Below are 780 nucleotides of genomic sequence, written 5' to 3' on the forward strand. Positions count from 1 at the left end.
CTCTGCTGATCTCGATATCCGCGTCACCGATACCTCGCTGCGCGACGGTTCGCACCACAAGCGTCACCAGTTCACCGCGACCGAGGTGCGTGACATCGTGACCGCGCTCGACGGTGCGGGTGTGCCGGTGATCGAGGTGACCCACGGCGACGGCCTGGGCGGGTCCTCGTTCAACTACGGATTCTCCAAAACCCCTGAGCAGGAACTGGTCACGATCGCCGCGCAGACGGCGAAGCAGGCCAAGATCGCCGTGCTCATGCTGCCCGGTGTCGGGGTCAAGGAAGACATCAAGATCTCCCAGGACAACGGTGCCTCGATCGTGCGGATCGCGACCCACTGCACCGAGGCCGACGTCTCCATCCAGCACTTCCGCTACGCGCGGGATCTGGGCATGGAAACTGTCGGGTTCCTGATGATGTCGCACACCCAGCCCCCCGAAGCGCTGGCCAAGCAGGCCCGGATCATGGCCGACGCCGGCTGCCAGTGCGTGTATGTCGTCGACTCCGCCGGTGCGCTGGTCCTCGAGGGTGTCTCGGACCGGATCGCGGCGGTGGTCGCCGAGCTCGGTGACGACGCGCAGGTCGGTTTCCACGGCCACGAGAACCTCGACCTGGCCGTCGCGAACTCCGTGTACGCCGTGCGTGCCGGGGCGAAGCAGATCGACGGCAGCGCACGGCGTTTCGGTGCCGGTGCGGGTAACACGCCGGTCGAGGCGTTCGTCGGTGTCTGCGACAAGCTGAACATCAAGACCGGAATCGACTTCTTCAAGATCGCCGACGC

Annotated in this window: 1 protein-coding gene; it reads left to right on the forward strand. The window is 65.8% G+C overall.

Annotated elements, in window-relative coordinates:
* Positions 1-780, forward strand: a 780-nt coding sequence (gene dmpG / locus EBN03_RS33560) for a 4-hydroxy-2-oxovalerate aldolase (protein WP_122192189.1), incomplete at both ends; no start/stop codon positions are given.

It is taken from the genome of Nocardia stercoris, assembly GCF_003696265.1.
Lineage (GTDB): Bacteria > Actinomycetota > Actinomycetes > Mycobacteriales > Mycobacteriaceae > Nocardia > Nocardia stercoris.